The sequence below is a fragment of the Mycolicibacterium austroafricanum genome (assembly GCF_000612725.1).
In the GTDB taxonomy this organism is placed as follows: domain Bacteria; phylum Actinomycetota; class Actinomycetes; order Mycobacteriales; family Mycobacteriaceae; genus Mycobacterium; species Mycobacterium austroafricanum.
Genome location: NZ_HG964451.1, coordinates 334,376 through 348,797, shown reverse-complemented (window position 1 = coordinate 348,797; position 14,422 = coordinate 334,376). Strand labels below are relative to the sequence as shown.

General features: G+C 68.3%; 14 protein-coding genes and 1 pseudogene. 10 read left to right on the top strand and 5 right to left on the bottom strand.

What is annotated here, in order from left to right:
* Together BN976_RS08285 and BN976_RS08280 are read left to right on the top strand one after the other, a co-directional pair.
* Positions 1–3,297, top strand: coding sequence for an error-prone DNA polymerase (locus tag BN976_RS08285; RefSeq protein WP_011778786.1), 3,297 nt, complete (start codon positions 1–3; stop codon positions 3,295–3,297).
* Between the two features lie 117 nt (positions 3,298–3,414).
* Positions 3,415–4,056, top strand: a complete 642-nt coding sequence (locus tag BN976_RS08280; protein WP_011778788.1) for a nitroreductase family protein — start codon at positions 3,415–3,417, stop codon at positions 4,054–4,056.
* Between the two features lie 6 nt (positions 4,057–4,062).
* Here BN976_RS08280 and BN976_RS08275 read toward each other — a convergent pair whose 3' ends face one another.
* Positions 4,063–4,527, bottom strand: coding sequence for a tRNA (cytidine(34)-2'-O)-methyltransferase (locus BN976_RS08275; RefSeq protein ID WP_011778789.1), 465 nt, complete (start codon positions 4,525–4,527; stop codon positions 4,063–4,065).
* 17 nt (positions 4,528–4,544) lie between these two features.
* Here BN976_RS08275 and BN976_RS08270 point away from each other — a divergent pair, with 17 nt between their 5' ends.
* Entirely contained in the window at positions 4,545–5,150 is a 606-nt protein-coding gene (locus tag BN976_RS08270) for a class I SAM-dependent methyltransferase (RefSeq protein ID WP_011778790.1), read from the top strand.
* A 4-nt stretch (positions 5,151–5,154) separates the two neighbouring features.
* On the opposite strand, the gene BN976_RS34035 is transcribed toward BN976_RS08270, so the two are convergent.
* Positions 5,155–5,307: a hypothetical protein gene (locus BN976_RS34035; protein ID WP_011778791.1), complete on the bottom strand. Its 153-nt coding sequence runs from the start codon at positions 5,305–5,307 to the stop codon at positions 5,155–5,157.
* Between the two features lie 292 nt (positions 5,308–5,599).
* Between BN976_RS34035 and BN976_RS08265 the strand changes: the two genes are divergently transcribed.
* The 6 genes from BN976_RS08265 to BN976_RS08240 all read left to right on the top strand — a co-directional run bounded on the left by BN976_RS08265 (position 5,600) and on the right by BN976_RS08240 (position 11,399).
* Positions 5,600–8,182, top strand: coding sequence for a HAMP domain-containing sensor histidine kinase (locus tag BN976_RS08265; RefSeq protein WP_036369867.1), 2,583 nt, complete (start codon positions 5,600–5,602; stop codon positions 8,180–8,182).
* On the top strand, positions 8,179–8,568 hold the full coding sequence (locus BN976_RS08260) for a serine protease inhibitor (RefSeq protein ID WP_011778793.1): 390 nt from the start codon (positions 8,179–8,181) through the stop codon (positions 8,566–8,568). The genes BN976_RS08265 and BN976_RS08260 overlap by 4 nt, the downstream gene beginning before the upstream one ends.
* Positions 8,569–8,575: 7 nt before the next feature.
* On the top strand, positions 8,576–8,953 hold the full coding sequence (locus tag BN976_RS08255; RefSeq protein ID WP_011778794.1) for a DUF742 domain-containing protein: 378 nt from the start codon (positions 8,576–8,578) through the stop codon (positions 8,951–8,953).
* A complete protein-coding gene (locus BN976_RS08250; RefSeq protein WP_011778795.1) occupies positions 8,934–9,500 on the top strand; it encodes a GTP-binding protein in 567 nt (188 codons plus the stop codon). The genes BN976_RS08255 and BN976_RS08250 overlap by 20 nt, the downstream gene beginning before the upstream one ends.
* Positions 9,501–10,052, top strand: a complete 552-nt coding sequence (locus tag BN976_RS08245) for a pentapeptide repeat-containing protein (RefSeq protein ID WP_036369864.1) — start codon at positions 9,501–9,503, stop codon at positions 10,050–10,052. It abuts the gene before it with no gap.
* A 123-nt stretch (positions 10,053–10,175) separates the two neighbouring features.
* Positions 10,176–11,399 carry a globin domain-containing protein gene (locus tag BN976_RS08240; RefSeq protein WP_036369863.1) on the top strand — a complete coding sequence of 408 codons (1,224 nt, stop codon included), beginning with the start codon at positions 10,176–10,178 and terminating at the stop codon, positions 11,397–11,399.
* A 118-nt stretch (positions 11,400–11,517) separates the two neighbouring features.
* Here the strand turns inward: BN976_RS08240 and BN976_RS34335 are convergent.
* Positions 11,518–12,001, bottom strand: a pseudogene (locus BN976_RS34335) (hypothetical protein); the annotation flags it as partial.
* A 227-nt stretch (positions 12,002–12,228) separates the two neighbouring features.
* Between BN976_RS34335 and BN976_RS08235 the strand changes: the two are divergent.
* Positions 12,229–12,714: a hypothetical protein gene (locus BN976_RS08235; protein WP_036369861.1), complete on the top strand. Its 486-nt coding sequence runs from the start codon at positions 12,229–12,231 to the stop codon at positions 12,712–12,714.
* A 313-nt stretch (positions 12,715–13,027) separates the two neighbouring features.
* On the opposite strand, the gene BN976_RS08230 is transcribed toward BN976_RS08235, so the two are convergent.
* Both BN976_RS08230 and BN976_RS08225 read right to left on the bottom strand, forming a co-directional pair.
* On the bottom strand, positions 13,028–13,435 hold the full coding sequence (locus tag BN976_RS08230; protein WP_011779374.1) for a DUF6262 family protein: 408 nt from the start codon (positions 13,433–13,435) through the stop codon (positions 13,028–13,030).
* Positions 13,425–14,422, bottom strand: a 998-nt coding sequence (locus BN976_RS08225; protein ID WP_235622008.1) for a tyrosine-type recombinase/integrase, incomplete at its 5' end; no start/stop codon positions are given. The genes BN976_RS08230 and BN976_RS08225, both read right to left, overlap by 11 nt.

Below are 14,422 nucleotides of genomic sequence, written 5' to 3'. Positions count from 1 at the left end.
GTGGGTTGGCATACCGGTCCGCCGAGCTGGACCGAGATGGAGCGCGTGCTCTCCGGTAAGCCGCGTCGCGCCGGCTGGCCGATCGATCAGCAGATCGGCGACGGCGGGGACAGCCCCGCCTGGTCGCGCAAACGCGGGGAGTATCACGCGCCGGAGGGGCCCGGCGCGCAGGAGTCGTCGACGCCGTATGCGGAGCTGCACGCCCACTCGGCCTACAGCTTTCTGGACGGCGCCAGCACGCCGGAGGAACTCGTGGAGGAGGCCGCCCGGCTGAACCTGCGGGCCATCGCGCTGACCGACCACGACGGGCTCTACGGCGTGGTGCGGTTCGCCGAGGCGGCCAGGGAACTCGACGTGGCGACGGTGTTCGGCGCGGAATTGTCCCTGGGCGGGGGAACCCGCACCGACGTCCCGGACCCGCCCGGGCCGCACCTGCTGGTGCTCGCCCGCGGGCCGGAGGGCTACCGGCGGTTGTCGCGGCAGCTGGCCGCGGCGCATCTGGCCGGTGGTGAGAAGGGGGTGCTGCGCTACGACTTCGACGCACTGACCGAGGCCGCGGGCGGGCATTGGCAGATCCTCACCGGATGCCGTAAAGGGCATGTCCGGCAAGCTCTTTCCACTGGCGGCCCGGAGGCGGCCGAGGCCGCGCTGGCCGATCTGGTCGACCGCTTCGGTCCGGACCGGGTGACCGTCGAGCTCACCCACCACGGCCATCCACTCGACGACGAGCGCAACGCCGCGCTGGCCGCGCTGGCGCCGCGGTTCGGTCTGGGCGTCGTCGCCACCACCGCCGCGCACTTCGCCGAACCGGCCAGGGGTCGGCTCGCGATGGCGATGGGCGCCATCCGGGCCCGCAACTCGATCGATGAAGCCGCGGGTTACCTTGCGCCGCTGGGTGGTTCGCATCTGCGCTCGGGCGACGAGATGGCCCGGATGTTCGCCCACTGCCCCGAGGTGGTGACGGCCGCGGCCGAACTCGGCGAACAGTGCGCCTTCGGTCTCGCCCTGATCGCACCGCAGCTGCCGCCGTTCGACGTGCCCGACGGGCACACCGAGAGCAGCTGGCTGCGGCATCTGGTGATGCAGGGCGCCCGCGAGCGCTACGGCCCCCCGGAGCGGGCCTCCCGGGCGTACGCGCAGATCGAGCACGAGCTGGCGGTGATCGAGCAGCTGAACTTTCCCGGCTACTTCCTCGTGGTGCACGACATCACCAGGTTCTGCCGGGACAACAACATCCTGTCCCAGGGCCGGGGGTCGGCGGCCAACTCCGCGGTCTGCTATGCGCTCAAGGTCACCAACGTCGATCCGATCGCCAACGACCTGCTGTTCGAACGCTTCCTGTCCCCGGCCCGCGACGGGCCACCCGACATCGACATCGACATCGAATCCGACCTGCGCGAGAACGCGATCCAGTACGTCTACCAGCGTTACGGGCGGGAGTACGCCGCCCAGGTCGCCAACGTGATCACCTACCGGGGGCGCAGCGCGGTGCGGGACATGGCCCGTGCGCTCGGGTTCTCCCAGGGTCAGCAGGACGCCTGGAGCAAGCAGGTCAGCCAGTGGGGGAATTTGGCGGACGCCACGCACGTCGAGGACATCCCCGGGCCGGTGGTCGACCTGGCCAAGCAGATCTCGAATCTGCCCCGGCACATGGGCATCCATTCCGGCGGCATGGTGATCTGCGACCGTCCGATCGCCGACGTGTGCCCGGTCGAATGGGCGCGGATGGAGAACCGCAGCGTCCTGCAATGGGACAAGGATGATTGCGCGGCAATCGGTTTGGTCAAGTTCGACCTGCTGGGCCTCGGCATGCTCTCAGCGCTGCACTACGCCATCGACCTGGTCGCCGAGCACAAGGGCATCGAGGTCGATCTGGCGAAGCTGGATCTGTCGGAACCCGCCGTGTACGAGATGTTGGCCCGCGCGGACTCGGTCGGGGTGTTCCAGGTGGAGTCGCGCGCCCAGATGGCCACGCTGCCCCGGCTCAAGCCGCGGATGTTCTACGACCTGGTGGTCGAGGTGGCGCTGATCCGGCCGGGGCCGATCCAGGGTGGGTCGGTACACCCGTACATCAAGCGCCGCAACGGGCAGGAGGCGGTCACCTACGACCATCCGTCGATGGAGTCGGCGCTGCGCAAGACGTTGGGGGTGCCGCTTTTTCAGGAGCAGCTGATGCAGCTGGCCGTCGACTGCGCCGGTTTCACCCCGGCCGAGGCCGACCAGTTGCGGCGCGCGATGGGCTCGAAACGCTCGACGGAGAAGATGCGCAGGCTGCGTGGGCGCTTCTTCGACGGCATGGCCGAACTGCACGGCGTCACCGGCGACGTGGCGCAGCGGATCTACGAGAAGCTGGAAGCGTTCGCCAACTTCGGCTTCCCGGAGAGTCATTCACTGAGCTTCGCGTCGCTGGTGTTCTATTCGTCGTGGTTCAAGCTGCACCACCCGGCGGCGTTCTGCGCCGCGCTGCTGCGGGCGCAACCGATGGGCTTCTACTCACCGCAGTCACTGGTCGCCGACGCCCGCAGGCACGGCGTCGTCGTGCACGGACCCGACGTGAACGCCGGCCTGGCGCACGCCACGCTGGAGAACCACGGGCTGGATGTGCGGCTGGGGCTGGGCGGCGTCCGTCACATCGGCGACGAGCTCGCCGAACGCCTGGTCGGGGAGCGGAAAGCCCACGGGCCGTTCACTTCTCTGACCGATCTGACTCGACGGGTGCAGCTGTCGGTACCCCAGACCGAGGCGCTGGCCACCGCGGGTGCGCTGGGCTGTTTCGGGATCACCCGGCGGGAGGGGCTGTGGGCCGCGGGAGCAGCCGCCACCGAACGGCCCGACCGGCTGCCCGGGGTCGGGTCGTCCTCCCATGTGCCGTCGCTGCCAGGCATGACCGAGCTGGAGCTGACCGTCGCCGACGTGTGGGCCACCGGGGTGTCGCCGGACCGGTACCCGACCGAGTTCCTGCGCGAGGACCTGGACGCGATGGGGGTGGTGCCCGCCGATCAGCTGTTGTCGCTGCCCGACGGCACCCGGGTGCTGGTGGCCGGAGCGGTGACCCACCGGCAGCGGCCCGCCACCGCGCAGGGGGTGACGTTCATGAACCTCGAAGACGAAACCGGTATGGTCAATGTGTTGTGCTCACAAGGGGTTTGGGCACGTCACCGTAAGCTGGCGCAGACGGCGTCGGCGCTGGTGGTGCGCGGCATCGTGCAGAACGCCACCGGGGCCGTCACCGTGGTCGCCGACCGGATGGGCAGGCTCAGTCTGCGGGCGGCGTCGAAGTCCCGCGACTTCCGCTAGGACACCACTTCCGCCGGGTGACCACTTCTGCCGAAATTGCATTCCACGCGCCAGATTTCGCCGCAAGGCCGCACGGAATGCGATTCGGCGGAAAATGACGACGGTAGGCTCGGCGCAATGACGCTCAACCTCTCCGCCGATGAAGTTCTGACGACCACCCGTTCGGTGCGCAAGCGACTGGATTTCGACAAGCCGGTGCCTCGCGACGTGCTGATGGAGTGCCTCGACATTGCGCTGCAGGCGCCTACGGGGTCGAACAACCAGGGCTGGCAATGGGTGTTCGTCGAGGATCCGGAGAAGAAGAAGGCGATCGCCGACATCTACCGGACCAACGCGACGCCGTACCTCGCCATGGAGAAGCCGGCGACCGGCGACATGCGCGACGGGCAGCGGCCCCGGGTCGAGGACTCCGCGCGCTACCTCAACGAGCACCTCGAGAAGGTCCCGGTCATGCTGATCCCGTGCCTGCAGGGCAAGCCTCAGGACGCCGTGTCCGGGGCCAGCGCAGGCTACTGGGGTTCGCTGCTGCCCGCGGTGTGGAGCTTCATGCTCGCGCTGCGCTCGCGCGGTCTCGGCTCGGCGTGGACGACGCTGCATCTGCTCGGCGACGGCGAGCGGCAGGCCGCCGAGATCCTCGGCATCCCGTTCGACAACTACAGCCAGGCCGGGCTGTTCCCGATCGCCTACACCAAGGGCACCGACTTCCGGCGCGCCAAGCGGCTGCCCGCCGAGCAGCTGACCCATTGGGACACCTGGTGACCGGCCTCAGACCGCGCCGCTGAACCCCTGCTGGCGCCACGCCTCGTACACCGCGACGGCGGCGGCGTTGGACAGGTTCAGCGAGCGTCGTCCGGCCAGCAGCGGGATCCGCACCTGCGCGGTGATGTGCGGGTCGGCAAGCGTGGCCGCATCGAGGCCGGTCGGTTCGGGGCCGAACATCAGCACGTCGCCGGGTCGGTACGCGACATCGGCGAACGACGCGGTGGCGTGCGCGGTGAACGCGAACACCCGCGCCGGCGTCACCGCCGCCCACGCCGAGTCGAGATCGGGGTGCACGGTGACCGACGCCAGGTCGTGGTAGTCCAGTCCGGCGCGACGCAGCTTGGGTTCGGACAGGTCGAAACCGAGCGGCTCCACCAGATGCAGTTCGCACCCGGTGCCGGCCACCATCCGGATCGCGTTACCGGTGTTGGGTGCGATGCGGGGCGAATAGAACATCACCTTGAACACAACGGGATAATGCCAGCATGGTCGAAACGAGCATCTGGATGCAGAAGGTGGCGGCCGATCCCGGGCATTCACGCTGGTATATCGAACGTTTCCGCGCCATGGCGCGCGCCGGCGACGATCTGGCCGGCGAGGCACGCCTGGTGGACGCGATGGCGCCGCGCGGCGCCCGGATCCTCGACGCCGGCTGCGGGCCCGGCCGGGTGGGCGGGTATCTGGCCGCGGCCGGTCACCAGGTGGTCGGTGTCGACGTCGACCCTGCGCTCATCGAGGCGGCCGAGCAGGACTACCCCGGACCGCGGTGGCTCGTCGGCGACCTCGCCGAGCTCGACCTGCCCGCGCGCGGCATCACCGAACCGTTCGACCTCATCGTGTCGGCAGGCAACGTGATGACGTTCCTCGCACCGAGCACCCGGGTTCAGGTGCTGGCCCGGCTGCGCGCCCACCTCAGGGACGACGGCCGCGCCGTGATCGGCTTCGGCGCAGGCCGCGAGTACGAGTACCCGCAGTTCCTCGACGACGCGGCAGCCGGAGGGCTCACGCCCGATCTGCTGCTGTCCACCTGGGACGTGCGGCCGTTCACCGACGACTCCGACTTCCTGGTCGCGGTCCTGCGGCCGGCGTAGGACCTCAGTCCAGGCAGGTTTCGTAGCTGGCGATGGAGACCAGGTCGGTGAGCGTGTCGACGTCGACCACCTCACTGCACATGGCCCGCATCAGCGGTGAGTCGCCGATCTCCGAGACATCGGCCAGGGTGGCCACCTCCACGCCGTTGCGGACCATCTCGCACCTCCGTTGTGCCGGACCGGTTTACCCACGTGCTGCTTCCATAGTTCCCGCTCCGGCGGCGTCGTCGGCATCGAAGGCGTAACGATCGCCTACCGGTTCGTACCCGCGCCGCCGATCACCGCCGGCGACGGTTTGCTGGCGGTGTGCCCGCCGGATACTTAGCGTGTTTGCGGGCTTGTGCTGTTCAGTGCCAACGGTGGAACCCGGGGGATCGGGCTGGCATACTCGTCCAATTGCCAGGCCCAGCATGCCCGCCCGCCCTGGGGCGCCGTCAGCAGGAAGCCGTATGAACGACACTCGATCAGTCAAGCGGCCGGCACCGTTGGCGTTGTCCAACTGGCCGGTCCGGGTGAAGGTGCTTGCCATCGTGGTAGTGCCGCTGCTGCTGGCCTGCGTGTTCGGCGGGCTGCGTATCTACTCCAGCGCGACGGAGGCGGCCGAGCTGCGGCACGCCGCCCAGCGCGCCGACATGGTGCCCGCCGTCGTGGACTACATGGCCGCTCTGGAGGCGGCCATGGTGACCGCCACCGAGGGCGGCGACGCCCGGCAGGCCCTGACGGTGTTCGAGTCCCGCCGGACCGGGCTTCAGCATCTTCTGGACGTCACGCCCGTCGACGACGGTGTCCGGCTGGCCACCAACACGCTGATCGACTTCGGGCAGAACCTGATCGACAAGATCAGCGCCGACGCGATCGACCTGCGTACCCGGGTCATGACGTATGCCCCGCTGCTCATCACCTCGGAAACCGCGATCACCGGCCTGGTCGGCGCAGACGACGAACGCGTGCGTACCGACGCCGACACGTTGTCCCGTGCGGTCGGCGCCCGCGGGCAGATGGCGATGCAGCGGATGCTCGTCAACAGCGGCGCCGAACTGCCGGAGCCGCTGCTGCGTTCGGCGATGGTCACCATCGCAGGCACCGAGCCCGCGACCGTGACCGCGATGGGTGGCTACCTGGGCGGTGCGACGGAGCAGGCCTCGACGCTGCGTTCGGAGATGGTCAAGCGGATGGCCCTGCTGTCCGAACCGACGACCGCGCTGGTCGGCAACCCCGAGCTGCTGGCCTCGCAGAAGATCACCGGTGACATCGCCGCAGGCCTGATCGCGCAGACCACCGAGGACATCCCGGCCGCGGTGGCGCGGCAGGCCGATGACGCCCGCACCGCGGCGATCCGCGACGCCGCTCTGGTCGGTGCCGCGATCCTGGTCGCGCTGATCCTGGTCACCCTGGTCGCCCGCTCGATGGTGCGGCCGTTGCGGACATTGCGCGACAGCGCGTTGAAGGTTGCACTCGAGGACCTCCCGCGCGAGGTCGAGCACGTGCGCAGCGACGGCAAGGAGTTCCCGGTCCAGCCGATCCCTGTGCACACCACCGAGGAGGTCGGTCAGGTCGCGCACGCCGTCGACGAGCTGCACCAGCAGGCCGTCATGCTCGCCGGCGAGCAGGCCCGGCTGCAGCTGCAGGTCACCGACATGTTCGAGACGTTGTCGCGGCGCAACCGGTCGCTGGTCGACCAGCAGCTCTCGCTCATCGACCGGCTGGAGCGCGACGAGGAGGATCCCGACCGGCTCGAGAGCCTGTTCCGCCTCGACCATCTGGCCGCGCGGATGCGCCGCAACAGCTCCAACCTGATGGTGCTGGCCGGCGCGCAGATCTCCCGCGAGCGGGCCGAGTCGGTGCCCGTCACCGCGCTGGTCAACGCCGCCGCGTCGGAAGTCGAGGACTACACCCGCATCGTCACCACCGGCCTGCCCGACGGCGAGGTCGACGGCGTGGTCGCCGGTGACCTCGTGCACCTGCTGGCCGAGCTCTTGGACAACGCGCTGCGTTACTCGCCGCCGACCACCGAGGTCCGGGTGTCGGCCGTGCCCACGGGCAACAACGGTCTCGTCATCGAGGTCAGCGACACCGGCCTGGGGATGACCGAATCCGACCTGCGGGTGGCCAACACCCGGTTGGAGTCCGGCGGCGAGGTCAACCCGTACACCGCGCGCCACATGGGCCTGTTCGTGGTAGGACGGCTGGCGGCCTCGCACGGACTGGTGGTGCGGCTGCGGAGCACCGTGGCGGGGGAGCCCGACTCGGGCACCACCGCCGGGGTGTACATCCCTGCCCGACTGCTGATCCACACCGCGCCCGCGCAGTACGGCGGCCGCGACGACGAGCCCGTCCCCGCCGACGCGCACGCGGGCATCGCCACCGCGCTCGCCCTCGAGGTCCCCGCCGGGGTACCGCGGGAGGCCCCCGCTGCCGCTGCCGGCCCGGCCACCGACCTGTTGCCGCAGCGCCGCCCCGGGGCCAGCGGGATCGTCGAAACCCCGGCCGAGACGCCGGTCGCCCCCATCGAGACACCGGTTGCGACATCGGTTGCGGTTGTGACGCCGGCCGCGACACCGGTTGCGGCGGTAACGCCGGTTGCGCCTCCGGTGGAGACGCCGCCGGCCCGGTCCGAGGTCGCCGCGTTCTTCTCGCCGCGTCCGCAGCCGACGGAGACGAACGGGCACGCCCGCCATGCCGCGGCCGACAGCGACCCCGACGACGCGATCTACCAGAAGATGCTGTCCGAGTGGCTGGTCGACCCGCACGAGCTGTCCCACAGCACCGACCTGAACTGGAAGTCGGTGTGGGACCACGGCTGGTCGGCGGCGGAGGCGGCCGAGGCCGCGCCGGTGCTCGACCACACCGCGGAGGGACTGCCGGTGCGCAGGCCGGGTGCCCGCCTGGTTCCCGGGCACGCCAATGGCGAGCCGGTAGCATCGGCCGGACGCGACCCGGAAGCCGTCCGCAACAGCATCGGCAGCCATTTCGGCGGCGTCCACGCCGGCCGCCTGCGGGCGCAGGAAACCGGAGGTGCCGACTTCCCATGAGTTCGCTCGACTGGCTGGTGGCCAGGTTCGCCCGCGAGGTGCCCGGGGTGTCGCACGCCATCCTGGTGTCGGCGGACGGCCTGCTGATGGCGGCCAGCGAGCACATTCCGGGGGAGCGGGCCGACCAGTTGGCCGCGGTGGCCTCCGGGTTGGCGAGCCTGTCGACGGGAGCCGCGCAGCTGTTCGACGGCGGCCACGTGCTGCAGTCCGTGGTCGAGATGGAGAACGGTTATCTGCTGCTGATGCGGGTCGGCGACGGGTCGAACCTCGCGACGCTGGCGACCCGCGGGTGCGACATCGGCCAGATCGGTTACGAAATGGCGATCCTGGTGGAACGGGTCGGAGCGGTGGTCCAGTCACCGCGACGCACGCCGCAGCATTCGTGAGCGGCGCATGGGTGCCCACGGAAAACCGGAACGGGAGTCTGCAGAGCCGAGTCTGGTACGTCCGTACACGCTGACGGCGGGGCGCACGGCTTCGACGGTGCGTCTTCCACTGGAGGCGCCCGTCGGCGTGGTCTCCCCGCAGCAGCCGCCCCGCTGGCCGGGCAGCGACGTCCGTGGCCAGATCCTGGAGCTTTGTGCCGAGCGCCCGTCGGTGGCCGAGATTGCCGCACATCTCTCACTTCCGCTCGGCGTGGCGCGGGTACTCGTGGGAGATCTGGTGGTGCAGGGTTATGTGCGGGTACATACGACCCTGGGCGAGGTCGCGACGGCCGACGAACGACGAGAACTGATCGGAAGGACACTGCGTGGCCTCAGGGCGCTCTAAAGCTTCGACCAAGATCGTCGTCTCCGGCGGCTTCGGCGTCGGCAAGACGACGTTCGTCGGCGCGGTGTCGGAGATCGTGCCGTTGCGTACCGAGGCGCTCGTGACGAACGCGTCGCAGGGCGTCGACGGCCTGGAAGCCACTCCGGACAAGTCGACCACCACGGTCGCGATGGACTTCGGTCGCATCAGCCTGGCTGAGGATCTGGTGTTGTACCTGTTCGGAACTCCGGGCCAGCGCCGGTTCTGGTTCATGTGGGACGATCTGGTTCGCGGCGCGATCGGTGCGATCATCCTGGTCGACGTCCGCCGGTTGGCCGACAGCTTTGCGGCGGTGGACTTTTTCGAGGCGCGCGGTCTGCCGTTCCTGGTTGCCGTCAACGAGTTCGACGGTGCCCCACGCCATCCGCTGCCCGCGGTGCGCACGGCGCTGGCGCTGTCCGACCACGTACCGCTGATCACCGTGGATGCCCGCAGCCGGGAGTCGGCCAAGGCGGCGTTGATCGCCGTCACCGAGTACGCGCTGAGCCGGCTGGCTCCGACCGGCTGAATGGACGCCCACGAAGCCGATCGCGAGTACGTCGGGCGCGATTTCCGCGATCAGGACCTCAGCCGGGTGCGCACAGAGCGGGTGGTGTTCACCGAATGCGATTTCACCGGCGCCGACTTCTCCGATTCCGAGCACACCGGATCGGCGTTCCGTAACTGTACATTTCGACGAACCTCTCTGTGGCACAGTACTTTTCGGCACTGCAGCTTCCTCGGTTCGACGTTCACCGAGTGTCGGTTGCGGCCGCTGACGCTGGTCGAGGTGGACTTCACGCTCGCTGTACTGGCCGGTGTCGACCTGCGCAAGACCGACCTGTCGGACTGTCGGCTGCGTGAGACCAGCCTGGTGGGTACCGATCTGCGCGAGGCGGTGCTGACGCGGGCCGACCTGAGCGGGGCCCGGGTGCAGGACGCCCGTCTGGAGAACGCCGACCTGCGCGGCGCCCGGGTCGACCCCACGTTCTGGACCACCGCCAAACTGCGCGGCGCCAAGGTCGACATCGACCAGGCGATCGCGTTCGCCGCGGCGCACGGGCTCGATATCGGCGGCTGACCGACGTCTGGCCAGGTCAAAAAACCGGACGGTGCAGCGTGTTTAACGGCACAGTCCTATATGTCGCATCGTTGATGCGCAATTAACTAGCGTCGGAGTGACCGACAATTGAAAGGACCTCCGATGACCGTCACCGCAGCCCCCGCAGAACTGGAGCCTGCACACGCCGAGATCGTCACGGCCACGCTCCCGCTGATCGGCGCGCACATCGATGAGATCACCAAGGAGTTCTACCGCCGGATGTTCGGCGCGCACCCGGAGCTGTTGCGCAATCTGTTCAACCGCGGCAACCAGGCTCAGGGCGCGCAGCAGCGCGCACTGGCGGCGTCGATCGCGACCTTCGCCTCCCATCTGGTCGACCCGGAGCTGCCGCACCCCGCCGAGCTGCTCTCCCGGATCGGGCACAAGCACGCGTCCCTCGGTGTGACCGCCGACCAGTACCCGGTGGTGCACGAGCACCTGTTCGCTGCGATCGTCGCGGTGCTCGGTGCCGACACGGTTACCGCGGACGTGGCGGCGGCGTGGGATCGGGTGTACTGGATCATGGCGGACACGCTGATCGCCCTGGAGCACGACCTCTACCGGGATGCGGGAGTTGCCGACGGCGACGTCTACCGTAGGACCAGGGTGGTGTCGCGGGTCGACGATCCGTCCGGCGCGGTGCTGATCACGGTCCGACCGATGGGTGAGCCCTTCGCCGATTTCCGTCCCGGACAGTATGTTTCGGTCGGTGTGACACTGCCCGACGGCGCTCGTCAGCTGCGGCAGTACAGCTTGGTGAACGTACCCGGCGACGACGGGTTGACGTTCGCGGTCAAGCCGATCGCGGCAGGGGCGGATGCCCCGGCGGGCGAGGTGTCGTCGTGGATCGCGGCCAACGTGTGCGTCGGTGACCTCCTCGACGTCACTGTGCCTTTCGGTGATCTGCCGGCGCCCGACGGCAGCGCGCCGGTGGTGCTGATCTCGGCGGGCATCGGCGTCACGCCGATGATCGGCATCCTCGAGCACCTGGCCGCCTCGGCGCCCGACACCGTGGTGCGGGTGCTGCACGCCGACCGCAGTGACCAGACCCACCCGCTGCGGGAACGTCAACTCGAGCTGGTCGCCGCGATGCCCGACGCACGCCTGGACATCTGGTACGAGGACGGTCTGACGGCAGGCACACCCGGTGCCCATGCCGGGCTGATGAATGTCGGCACGGTCGAATTGCCGAAGGATGCCCAGATCTACCTGTGCGGCAACAACGGATTTGTGCAGGCGGTGCGGGCGCAGCTCCTCGACCGCGGCGTGGTCGCCGAGCGGGTGCATTGCGAGCTGTTCTCGCCCAACGACTGGCTGCTCGGCTAGGTGTACTGACGGCGACCTGTTGACAGCGACGACCTCCGAGTGACGTGCGCACTTCCATAGCGCACGTCACTCCGGAGGTCGTTTCGCGTTCTGGTGAAACAGGCTGTACCCCAGCGCTTCACACGCAATGGTGGGCCGAACCCGCTCTCTGTTGAAAGGGTGGTGGGTCGTTGCCGTAGTCGGGTTCGTGCTCTGGCGTGTGGAATTGGTAGGGAACGTTGCGGTAGAGGATGCCGCGTCCTTTGGCGATATCCGATGACCTCGTGGTGCAGGTATTCTCGGTGCGGTTGCGTTTGCGTTTGGCTTTGATGGTGCGGGATCGGTTGTGGGCGCGGGTGTTTCGGCGCCGCGGCATCATGGCGCCGCGCCGCGCCGCGCTGCTCGGTGGTGGGGGTTTGGGGTGGGTCGCCGGTCCAGAGGGTGGCGGTGGGTGTGCACAGGGTCGGGAAGAGTAGTCGGCTGCCGGGGTAGGTGGTGTAGGTGTGGCCGGTGGGGGCGGTCCACACGATGGTGCCGTCGGGGTATTGGCGGTCGTGCCAGCCGGTGGCGCCGAGCCAGAACGCTTTCAGGAGATGGTGAAAACGGCACAGGCAAAGAACATTCAAGAGTCCCGATGCGAGAGCCAGGGATGACCCCGCCGACCCGAAACAGGAGCCTTGGGAGCGGGTCGTGCGGGTACCGGCTGACCCCTGCTCTGCCACGACTGGACTCGTACCGCGGACACCCGGATGGAGGCACTAAGGCGCGCGCATCGGGGGCAGAAGACCCTACTGGTGTCAGCGGCGTGCGGTGGAAGGTGAACGTTCAACGTGATTATGGGGGTTGGAAGATGATCCGTGAGCTTCTCGTCACCACAGCCATCACGGCAGCCGCTATCGGCGTGGCTCCAACAGCCAGCGCGGGCCCCATAGAACAGCTGTGGGGCATGCTGCCACCGGGGTACGGCCCCGACTCGTGCCATCCGGTCGAAGACCAATTGGCAGCAGTTCTGGAGTGTCCAGGCGGCAATTCCCTGCCCGGCGGCCCGACAGGCGGGCGCTACTTGCTGTTCCGCGATTTGGGCGAACTGCAAAAGAGTTACGACGTTGCGGTCAACGAACCGACGAGGCCGAGGGTGCCATGCGAAGAAGGGCTGCCGGCGGCAGCGATCCGATGGAATGACGCCCATGACGGCTGGCTGTTCTGCAGCACCGAAGGGGACCACGCCCATGTGATTTGGTCCAGAGAATCCACCCTCTTCAGTGCCCACGTCATGAGCCACGACCTAGCCAGCTTGGTGCAGTGGTGGAAGAATGCGGGCTACAAGGCAGGTTGACCATCAGGTCAGTGATCGCGAGTCGCGCCGCCACAGTGCACCCACACGGCGAACACGTGGGGGAGGCGGTCGCGTAGTGCGATCCCGCGGTGGGTTTGGCTTGAGGCCAGTCCGGGGTGATGTTCTGGGCGGCGGCCAGTTCGGCTAGGACGGCGGCTTCGGGGTCGACCCACAAGTGTTCCCGGTCGTGAGCGGGCAGGTGGGTGCGGCGGGTGAAGATCTCGGCCATCACGGCTAGCTTGCGGGTCGGGCCCCGGCACCATTGCATCGAACATGTGTTCCCTTGGGTTGGTCGTGTATTTACCGGTCGTGATCAGGGGTTATGCGTTGTGGACGGTGTCCTGGACGCGGTGATTAGCCCGGCTCTGCGTTGACCGTGTGCGATGGCGAGTTGAGTTCGGAGCTGCTGGTTTTCTTCGGTGAGTTCTTTGATCCGCTGGTGGGCGAGCTCGATCCGTTGCTGCCAGGATTCCTCGCTGGCGCGCGTGCGTGGGTTGGCCGCCGCGCGGGGTGACGCCGGCTGGGTATTGATTCGGTTGAGCAGGTCGGGCTGGGTGTAGATCCAGGAGCGGGCAACGCCCGCCGAACGCGCGAGGCCAGCGACGGTGACGGCGGCACCGGTGCTTTGGAGATGGTCGAGGGCGTCGACGGCTCGCTGACGTGTGCGTTCGCGGCGGTCCGCAGCGGCCTTTTGAAGGTGTGCGGTGTTGTCAGCTCGCATCGTCGGTGTCCGAACCTGTTGGGGGTGAAGGGGTTTCGAGACTGGTGATGATGGTGAGCAGGTTGTCGGCGGTGCTTTGGTTCATTTCGACGACCCGGAGCTGACCGCGTTGGCGGGCGCGCTCGATGATGCCGCGGGTCAGCTCGAGTTGCTCGCGATGTTGGGGCAGAAACTCGGGGGTGGTGATGAAGACGGGGCAGGTCAGGCAGGCGTTGGCATGCGGGCAGGTCTGCTGCAGCGGCAGGCCGCAGTAGCCGTTGGGCAGCGCCATGGTGGCCCGGGCCAGGTGCTGTTTGGCCCACTGGGCATCGGCGAGCGGGCTGTCTTGGTCAATGGTGACGGTGTTGCCGTGGATGTCGACTTTGCGTGCTCGTTCCCAATGCCGACGCACGGTGACATCGTGCAGGCGCGCATAGTGGGCGGTCATCTCCAACGAGGTGTGGTCGAGGATCTTGCGGACCACTTCCTGGGGAACGTCGTTGTTGATCAGCCGCGTTCCCAGGGTGTGACGGAATTGATGGGCAGTGACTCGCATGGGTGCGCCGGTCTCGTCAACGATGCGGCACTGCTGTATCCAGGTATCGAGCGCGGTCCGGTGGGCGTAACTGCTGACTGGGTGGCGGCCGTCGGGGTTCATGGTCTGGCGGGGGAACAGCACCGCCTTGGCTGAGTACTGGGTGCGCACCCGTGCGGCTTGTTCGTTGATTGCGGCCGCCATTTCCGGCGAGATCGGCACCAGCGCTTCACGTTTCATCTTTCGGTTCAGATAGCGCAGGTACGGGGCGTTCTGCTGGTCGTGGATGACACAGTCCTGCGGCAGGTGTAGGGCATCGTTGAGCCGCAGTCCAGTCTCCATGAGCAGCGGGAACAACAGGCGCCAGCGGGGATCGGTGAGTTTGGCGAGGTTCTCTGCGCTTTCCAGCTGCGCCATAACCGACGCCGGCAAGCCTCTCGGAGCCAGTTTGGTTTCTTTGGGGAAGTCTTCGG

Bases quoted from the DNA above. Each gene is read 5' to 3' on its own strand.
- BN976_RS08280 (WP_011778788.1), top strand. From the start codon at position 3,415: ATGACGCTCAACCTCTCCGCCGATGAAGTTCTGACGACCACCCGTTCG.
- BN976_RS08270 (WP_011778790.1), top strand. From the start codon at position 4,545: ATGGTCGAAACGAGCATCTGGATGCAGAAGGTGGCGGCCGATCCCGGG.
- BN976_RS34035 (WP_011778791.1), bottom strand. From the start codon at position 5,307: ATGGTCCGCAACGGCGTGGAGGTGGCCACCCTGGCCGATGTCTCGGAG.
- BN976_RS08265 (WP_036369867.1), top strand. From the start codon at position 5,600: ATGAACGACACTCGATCAGTCAAGCGGCCGGCACCGTTGGCGTTGTCC.
- BN976_RS08260 (WP_011778793.1), top strand. From the start codon at position 8,179: ATGAGTTCGCTCGACTGGCTGGTGGCCAGGTTCGCCCGCGAGGTGCCC.
- BN976_RS08255 (WP_011778794.1), top strand. From the start codon at position 8,576: ATGGGTGCCCACGGAAAACCGGAACGGGAGTCTGCAGAGCCGAGTCTG.
- BN976_RS08245 (WP_036369864.1), top strand. From the start codon at position 9,501: ATGGACGCCCACGAAGCCGATCGCGAGTACGTCGGGCGCGATTTCCGC.
- BN976_RS08240 (WP_036369863.1), top strand. From the start codon at position 10,176: ATGACCGTCACCGCAGCCCCCGCAGAACTGGAGCCTGCACACGCCGAG.
- BN976_RS08235 (WP_036369861.1), top strand. From the start codon at position 12,229: ATGATCCGTGAGCTTCTCGTCACCACAGCCATCACGGCAGCCGCTATC.
- BN976_RS08230 (WP_011779374.1), bottom strand. From the start codon at position 13,435: ATGCGAGCTGACAACACCGCACACCTTCAAAAGGCCGCTGCGGACCGC.